Source organism: Candidatus Zixiibacteriota bacterium (assembly GCA_040753495.1).
Classification (GTDB): domain Bacteria; phylum Zixibacteria; class MSB-5A5; order GN15; family PGXB01; genus DYGG01.
In genome coordinates this window covers 66,669-74,109 of the sequence record JBFMEF010000048.1, presented here as the reverse complement: position 1 = coordinate 74,109, position 7,441 = coordinate 66,669, and the positions used below count along the sequence as shown (strand labels likewise).

Genomic DNA, 7,441 nt, shown 5'->3' with positions numbered 1-7,441 from the left:
TCTGAATTTTTTCGGAAATTACAACTATATCGGCATAACGCGGCGGTGGCACCGCCGCGAAATTCGACTCATCCGGAACGACCGCTTAATCCGCTCTTATCGCGATTCGCAGGGATTCCGGATATACCCCTCGGAAGCCGCAATAGCGGCCGGTCACCCGGGAAGGAAACTGAATGTCAAACGGGCGGGGGCGGCGATCTATCATTACTCCTATGTCCGCCCTCCGCGACTGATGCAGAAAAAGGCGCGCTACTTTCATAAGTTCTGGCATGACGACCGCTGGATTGAGGAGAATGTTGCCCCCAAAGAGGAATTCGACTATCATCAGGTTGACGCCATTAGGAGATTTGAGGGGAGTCATCCCGCCGTGATGAATGAAATCATCGCGCAATGCGATTGGGAATTTGACGAGAGCAAGATTAAGCCCAATTTCACGCCGCGGGAGTGGTTTCTATATCAGATAGAGAGAATTACCGGTTACAGGCTCGGCGAATACAAGAACTACCGTCTAATCTGACATGGCGTCTCCTACCGACGCCCTGTTTTCCTTCAGTCGCGCCCGCACAGTCCGTATCCTCTGCCCTTCTACTTTTTCGATTTCAAAAATGAATTCTTTCCAGTCCACTTTCGTCCCCGGCGCCGGAACCGAGCCGACCAGGTCATAGATGAGCCCGCCGATTGTTTCAAATTCCTCAGTTTCATAATCGAGGTCAAATTCCTCCAGAAGCTCATCGACCGACAGGCCGGCGTCAACCAGCACCGAGTTGTCCCCCATTTTGACCAGTTCCGCCTGTTCATAGTCATGTTCATCCTGGATGTCGCCGACTATTTCCTCCAGAATGTCTTCCAGTGTGACCAGACCGGCGGTTCCCCCGTATTCGTCAACCACTATGGCGATATGGATTTTGTTGGTTTTGAATTCCTTGAGCAGGTCGCTAATTATTTTAGTCTCTGAGACAAAATATGCCCGGCGCAGATACCGGGTAATGTCAAAATTCTTCTCGTCAAGCGGCAGCGGCAAACTGGTGAAGAGGTCTTTGATATATAGAATCCCGATTATTTTATCGATACTCTCGTCGAACACCGGATAGCGGGAGAAACCGTGCTGGTCGGTCGTTTTTCGGATATCCGCGATGGTGGCTTTATTGCTGAGACCGATGATATCGATTCGGGGAATCATCACTTCACGCACTTCCGTGATATCCAGTTGGAAAATCTGGCCGATCATCTCTTTCTCTTCATCTTCCATTATCGGTTCCGCCAGACCGGCCTGGTCGGCCAGAGATTCGATGGCTCTCTCGATGATATCTTCCTTCTGCTCCTCGGAGACTCGGTCTATCGATCTGTTGAAAGCCCGGTTGTAGAACTGCAGGAAAGGACGAAAGACAAAATGCGCCAGGGCGAAAAGCCCGACATATTTTTGAATTCCTTCATCAACCGGCCGCAGGGCGCGCCGTCGTGGAAGATATTCGAGAAAGAAAAGATAGAGAATCCAGGAGGCTCCGATTGCGAGAGCGAGAAGCGGCGCCTGCTTTAGACTGTATTGCCCGGTAAGCGGAAGCACCGCCAGGACGGCCAGGAGGGACGAGAGCGCCAGGGTAAGGGATTTAATCAAGACGGTCAATTGAAGCGACATCCGCGGATTGGAGGAAACTTCTTTCAGATATTTCTGACTGAAACGGGAAACGCGGGAGGAAATTGCCTCCATCTGTTCCGGGTCGAGGTACGATGTCAGCGAATGAAGCGAGAATATATAGGCAATGTAATTCACCGTTAGAATCAGTATGAAATAGATAAGACTCATCTAATCCCCACCCGGCTCATAATCAGTCTCTCCCTTTTCTCCATCACTTTCCCTTCCCGCCGCGTCTTGTGGTCATACCCCAATAAATGAAGAATTCCATGCACGCACAACCGGATTATCATCTGCTCCGGAGAGATTCCATCCTCCCGGGCATAACGGGTTGCCGTCTCCGTAGAAATATAGACCTCGCCAAGAACGGAATGGGGCGCCGAAATTGAGTCAATGTTGAACGACAAGACATCGGTCGCTTTATCAATCTGACGGAATTTGCGGTTAAGTTTCCGGATTTCCCTGTCCGATACGAAGATAATGGACACCAATCCCTCAGGCGGCTGTTCTTCTTTTTCTATTATCTCCGCCAGGGCGGCGATTTTCTTGCGGGGGAGGCGTCCGCCCGCCGCTTTTATGACTGAGCAGCGCATCAGGTTTCATCGTCCTTTTTCGGATATTCGATACGGTAATGAAAGACGCCGATAAGAATTTGCACGAAAGCTTCTTTGATTTGCGCCAGGTCTTTGAGCGTCAGGGGGCACTCCTCCAACTCTCCCGATTGAATTCTGTCGTTGATAATTTTTTGGACGAGGTTGGCAATCCGCGCCGGTTTTGGCTCCGCCAGTGTCCGGCTTGCCGCTTCGACCGTGTCAGCCAGCATCACTATCGCGGTTTCTTTGGTGCGCGGTCGCGGCCCGGGGTACCGAAAATCATCTTCGTTGGCATTTTCGATGCCGAGTTCTTTTGCCTTGTTCAGAAAATAAGTCATGGTCATGGTGCCATGATGTTCTTCGATAAAATTGAGCACTTCATCGGGCAAGTCCGCTTCTTCACCCATGATTCTCCCCTTTTTCACATGGGACGCCAGAACGATGGCGGACATGGTCGGGGTGAGTTTGTCGTGCTTTGATTTTATTCCCAGCTGGTTTTCGACAAAGTATTCCGGGATTTCCATTTTCCCGATATCATGATAATAAGCGCCCACCCGAGCGAGAAGGGCATTGGCTTCGATGGCTTTGGCGCCGGCTTCGGCAAGACTCCCCACAATTATGGAGTGATGATAAGTCCCCGGCGCTTCCAGGGAAAGTCTCTTGAGAAGCGGGCGGTTGAGGTCGGAAAGCTCGAGCAAGGTAATGTCGGTGGTAAATCCAAAGAGCGACTCAAACAGCGGGAGAATGCCGATGGTCAGAAGCGGCGAAAGAATGGCGTTGGCTAATCCATATCCCATCAGATTGAGCATATCGGAAGGGGGCGAAACTTTGAATGATTCTATCAAGTAAATCAACGCCAGATAGGTTATTGACAAATATAGAATGGAGCGGAAAAATTCGTTGCGATGACGAACTCTCTGGGTTGAGTAGCAGGCGACGGTGCCAATGATTATTGTCGTGAGGACAATACTGAAATTGAAACGGTGCAATATGCCCAGAAGCAACGCCAGGATAAAGGTATTGAATGTCCCAATCTCGGCATCAAACAGAATGGTCACCAGAATGGAGAAAATCGCCACGGGAAAGAGGTAAATCGATAGATTTAACTTGATGCCGATGAGATAAATCAAGAGCAGTTCCAGACCATATATCAAAAGAAGCGCCAGAATTTTGGGATTGGAGACATATATCTGGTTGTGAAAATGATACAGATAGAGGTACAGGATGAGAAAGGCGACAATAATGAGAAGCAACCGCGCCAGCACCGGAAGAAAAGGTCCCATCCAGCCTTCATCCCGCGCCAGCGATTCCATCTGACGGTACATCGCTTCCAGAATTTTCTCCTGTCGCGGCGTGATACGACTTCCGGCACGCACGATTACTTCACCGGCCGCCACCACTTCACTCACGGTGGTAATCGATTCGGCAACCGCCTCTCTCCTTGCCCCCATCTCGGCCGCATTCAGACTGAGATTGGGGATAATGAAATGCCGCCCGATATCATAATAGAGGTCAACATCAATGGAATCGGTCAGGGAGCGATTATTGAGAGCGGCAAGAAAATTGACATAAGCGCGGGGCAGGTCGAGAAGTTTATCCCGCAGCACAAACAGCTCCCGGTCATCTACCCGCACTATGATGGAGCGGTTTTTCAGATCGGGAAGCGAATTCAAGTCGGCGATGACGCCGTAGAAGTAGATATCGTTGCGAATAATGTCGCTGATGACGCTTTTGAGCAGCGATATTTCATTTGAACGCAGCAGCCGCCTGACGGCGCCGGCATCGACAAAAGGATACTGGGCAGTTATGGATGTCACCGCCGCCTCAATCAGGCTGTCGGCGCCGTTGGGGGAGCGAGACCCACTTTTCAGTTTCTGCGCGATTACTCTCTCCGCCGAGTCGGCCGTCTTAATGAATTGCTCAAAGCGGGCGTAAATCGAATCGACCGTGCCTCGGTTATACTCCAGAATAACCGGGATGGCGTCGGCTGCCGCTTTTTTTTCTTCCTCAATCTCCTGAGCTGTTTTAGAAACGGTTATCTGAAAGGGGGCGATGATATCTTCGAAGGCAATTTCGCCCTTGCGGGGGAAATCGAGGGGGAAGAAAAGATTGTCGGCTGGATAGAGCAGCGCAATCAGCGCCGCGGCAAGCGCCAGCATGAAATATTTTTCTATTTTACTGCGGGTGCCGGACGGCGGCGCCTGGCGCGTCACCGCCTTGACTTTGAGAATACGTTTTAACAGCCGTTTCAGCCTTATCAGAAAACGATACATATGGGGACATCATTGTCCCTCTTTCTCCTTTCGATACCCCTTTTCATAACGCTCATAGGCGCGGAGAATTTTCTGCACCAACGGATGTCGGACCACGTCCCTGTCGGTTAGATAAATGAATTTTATCCCGTCCACTCCAGATAAAATCTTCTGAATTACCACCAGCCCCGATTGTCTTTTATTCTCTAAATCTATCTGCGTAATATCGCCGGTAATGACCGCCCGCGAGCCTTCCCCCAGACGGGTCAAGAACATTTTCATTTGAGCCGGGGTGGTATTCTGACCTTCGTCAAGAATGACAAAAGTGTTATTGAGAGTCCGTCCCCGCATAAAGGCGAGAGGCAGAATCTCAATTATACCCAGTTCGATTAATTTTTTGATTTTCTCCGCGGTCATCATCTCGTGGAGAGCGTCATACACAGGACGAAGGTACGGGTCAACTTTGGCGCGAATATCGCCTGGCAAGAACCCCAGTGACTCACCGGCTTCCACGGCCGGTCGAACCAGCACAATCCGATTGACGCGGCGATTTTTGAGCGCCGCCACCGCCTCCGCCACAGCCAGATAGGTCTTGCCGGTGCCGGCCGGACCGATGGAGAAGACAATGTCAAACTGCTCAATCGCCTCAAGATAATGCTTCTGCCCCACCGTTTTCGGTTTCACGGTAGCCTTGAATCCGGTATTGTTGCCCGACTGAATCGCCATCAGTTCGGCCGGACCTCCGCCTTCTTCCTTCACCATTTCGATGGCATAATTAAGATATTGCTCGGTGATAAATGCCCCCTGCGACAGGCGCGCGGTCAAGTCCTTGAAAAGCCCAACCACCTGCTCCACTTCTTCCGGTTTCCCCTCAATGATGATTTTATCTCCCCGCGCCACAATCACCGGCGAGAAGGCTTTTTCAATCAGCCTCAAGAATATATCGTTCTGCCCGAAGAGGAAGCGGCTATCCAGCCCCTCAATATGAACCGTTCGGGAGATTCTTTCTTCTGTAGATGATGGCATAATAGATTAATTTACTCCGTACATTATTCATCGGCAATCCGCAATCCCAATTCACGCAGCTGCTCCGGGTCAATTTCGGAGGGGGCGCCGTCCATTAATGATGCCGCCGAAGCGGTCTTGGGAAAAGCGATAACATCCCGTATCGAATCAGAACCGGTCATCAGAGCGACAATCCGGTCCAAGCCGGCCGCTATACCGCCGTGAGGCGGCGCGCCATATTCCAGAGCGCGCAGCAGGAATCCGAACATCTTTTCCGCCCGTTCGTTGGAAATACCGAGAATATTGAGAACCTTCTGCTGAATTTCGCGGCGATTAATCCGGATGCTTCCGGAAGCCAGTTCCGAGCCGTTCAGCACCAGGTCGTACTGCTCGGCGTGGATTTTCCGCAGCGGATGTTCAGGACTGCTTAGTGGCAAGTTTGTTTTAAGGGCATCATCGAAATGATGAAGGTCCTCTTCCACCGGGCTGGAGACTATATTATGCATGGCGTCCAAACGCTGTTCCTGCTCATTGAACTCGAACAAGGGGAAACGAGTCACCCAGAGGAATCTCCATTCATCGGTTCTTATCAATTTATGAGACTTTCCCAAATGCAGCCGCAATTGACCCAGTATCGCTTCCGCTTTCAGGCGCGGAGCCGATATTATAAATACGGCGTCACCGACGGCAGTTCCAGCTTTTTCGCAGATTGCCTGTATTGTTGACTCACCGACAAATTTCGATATCGGCGACTTGATTTCATTCTCCAGTCGCAGCATATAAGCCAGTCCGCCGGCGCCCAGATTCCGGGCGAACTCGGTTAAATCATCCAGCTGTTTGCGCGAGTAAGAACCGCCCCCCTTAAGGCAGAGCCCCTTGACCACCCCACCATTTGCAACCGTTTCCTTGAAGACTTTGAAGGCGGAGTCATGGACCAGTTCGGTGACGTCGCAGATTTCCATCCCGAAGCGAAGGTCCGGCTTATCGATTCCCCAGCGATTGATGACCTCGTCATACTCAAATCGCGGAAAGGGGGTAGAGATTTTGATATCAAGAATTTTCTGGAAGACCTCCGCCATTAAGCCCTCGATAACAGCAAAGACATCATCGCGAGTAACAAAGGACATCTCCAGGTCAATTTGGGTATGCTCCGGCTGACGGTCCGCCCGGAGGTCTTCATCTCGAAGACAGCGCGCCAGCTGGTAATAGCGGTCAAATCCCGATATCATCAGTATCTGCTTTAATAGTTGCGGCGATTGAGGCAGGGCATAGAATTTTCCCTTGGAGACTCGGCTCGGCACCACATAATCGCGGGCGCCTTCCGGGGTGGAGCGAATAAGAAGCGGCGTCTCGATTTCATAGAATCCTATTGAGGAAAGATATTGCCGCACCGCCAGGGCGACCTGATGCCGAATCTTAATTCTTTCCTGGAGCGGCTGACGTCTCAGGTCAAGATAACGGTACTCCAGGCGCAGGACTTCGGAAGCGTTGGTGCTGTCTTCTATCTCAAAGGGAGGCGTTTTTGACTCTGCCAGGATATGGAAGTTCTCGATTGCAATTTCAATCGTGCCGGTCGATAATGCCTTGTTTTCTGTCCCTTCGGGGCGTCTTTGGACTCTTCCAATCGCGGCGACGACAAATTCATTGCGCGCCCGGGCAGCGCGCTCAAAGATATCTGCCGGCACGGTCGAAGGATTCAAAACCACCTGGGTAATGCCGTATCGGTCACGAATATCTATGAATAACAGCCCGCCCAGATTTCGGTACGATTGCACCCAGCCGTTGAGGGTAACTTTTTCGCCCACGTTGGCGTCAGACAGTTCACCGCAGGTGTGGGTTCTTTTGAGTTCTCCAAAAAGAGGCAATATTTCTCCAATAACCTTATATCATTTATTAATTTAGTTCGGAATATCAGAGCCAGATTTTACATTCTTTTTCACCAGCAGCGGAAAGTAATC

6 protein-coding genes are annotated in these 7,441 nt (G+C 50.9%); 1 reads left to right on the top strand and 5 read right to left on the bottom strand.

Features of this window, described 5'->3' with window-relative positions; all coding sequences use genetic code 11:
- Positions 1-517 (top strand): glycosyltransferase family 2 protein (locus AB1690_03085; protein ID MEW6014287.1); only part of this gene is annotated, 517 nt, incomplete at its 5' end.
- Here AB1690_03085 and AB1690_03080 read toward each other — a convergent pair.
- From AB1690_03080 to aspS, 5 genes are read right to left on the bottom strand one after another with little or no spacing between them, the layout of a single operon-like run.
- Entirely contained in the window at positions 509-1,804 is a 1,296-nt protein-coding gene (locus AB1690_03080; GenBank protein MEW6014286.1) for a hemolysin family protein, read from the bottom strand. The genes AB1690_03085 and AB1690_03080 overlap by 9 nt on opposite strands.
- Positions 1,801-2,226, bottom strand: coding sequence for an rRNA maturation RNase YbeY (gene ybeY / locus AB1690_03075; GenBank protein MEW6014285.1), 426 nt, complete (start codon positions 2,224-2,226; stop codon positions 1,801-1,803). Before ybeY ends, AB1690_03080 begins: the two co-directional genes overlap by 4 nt.
- Positions 2,226-4,499 (bottom strand): HDIG domain-containing metalloprotein, encoded by a 2,274-nt coding sequence (locus AB1690_03070; protein ID MEW6014284.1) that lies wholly within the window; start codon positions 4,497-4,499, stop codon positions 2,226-2,228. The genes ybeY and AB1690_03070 overlap by 1 nt, the downstream gene beginning before the upstream one ends.
- 9 nt (positions 4,500-4,508) lie before the next feature.
- Positions 4,509-5,504 carry a PhoH family protein gene (locus tag AB1690_03065; GenBank protein MEW6014283.1) on the bottom strand — a complete coding sequence of 332 codons (996 nt, stop codon included), beginning with the start codon at positions 5,502-5,504 and terminating at the stop codon, positions 4,509-4,511.
- A gap of 23 nt (positions 5,505-5,527) precedes the next feature.
- Positions 5,528-7,348 (bottom strand): aspartate--tRNA ligase, encoded by a 1,821-nt coding sequence (gene aspS / locus AB1690_03060; protein ID MEW6014282.1) that lies wholly within the window; start codon positions 7,346-7,348, stop codon positions 5,528-5,530.
- Positions 7,349-7,441 lie beyond the last annotated feature (93 nt).